The organism is Amycolatopsis sp. SID8362 (assembly GCF_010550475.1).
Lineage (GTDB): Bacteria > Actinomycetota > Actinomycetes > Mycobacteriales > Pseudonocardiaceae > Amycolatopsis > Amycolatopsis eburnea.
In genome coordinates, this window is record NZ_JAAGNB010000657.1 from 1 (window position 1) to 717 (window position 717).

Annotated in this window: 2 protein-coding genes; one reads left to right on the forward strand and one right to left on the reverse strand. The window is 73.9% G+C overall.

Annotation, left to right across the window (positions count from 1 at the left end):
* Positions 1-166: LysR family transcriptional regulator (locus G3I65_RS20290; RefSeq protein WP_160697503.1), on the reverse strand; the 166-nt coding region annotated here is incomplete at its 3' end.
* 94 nt (positions 167-260) lie between these two features.
* Between G3I65_RS20290 and G3I65_RS20295 the strand changes: the two genes are divergently transcribed.
* The coding region (locus tag G3I65_RS20295; RefSeq protein WP_160697504.1) for an LLM class flavin-dependent oxidoreductase at positions 261-717 on the forward strand (457 nt) is incomplete at its 3' end.

A 717-nucleotide genomic window follows, 5' to 3' on the forward strand; every position in this document is an offset into this window, starting at 1 on the left:
GGACCCGCCGGGGTGACCGGTCGAGGAGGCGGACGCCGAGTTCCCGTTCCAGCCGGGCGATCTGCTGGCTGACGGCGGGCTGCGCGACGTGCAGCCGCTCGGCGGCCCGGCCGAAGTGCAGTTCGTCGGCGACGGTCACGAAATACCGCAGCGCCCGCAGCTCCACGTCCCCTCCCCGGCATCGACGATAAGGTGAGCTTATCGCAGCACGTGGCAGCTGGGGCTGGTTCGCCTCGCCGGCCGGTGGTGAAGTCGTGATCATGACGATCGAACTGGGACCGCTCGGCGCCTACCTGACCGCCGCCGAGGCGACCGCGGCGGACGCCGTCGCGCTGGAAGAAGCCGGCTACGGCGCGGTCTGGCTGGCCGCGTCGCCGGCCGCCGACCTCCGCGCGGCGGAACGGCTGCTCGACGCCACCAGCCGGATCGTGGTGGGCACCAGCGTGCTCAACGTGTGGCAGGCCGACGCGGACGAGGTCGCCGGCTCCTACCACCGGATCACGCGCGAGCACCCCGGCCGGCTCCTCCTCGGCATCGGCGCGGGCCACCGCGAGGTCGACGCCGAATACACGTCCCCGCTGGCGAAGGTCGCGAGCTACCTGGACACCCTGACCGCCGCCGGCGTCCCCGCCGATCGCGTGCTGCTGGCCGCGCTCGGCCCGAAGATGCTGCGGCTGGCGGCCGACCGCGCCGCCGGCACGCTCACCCTCCAGGTGA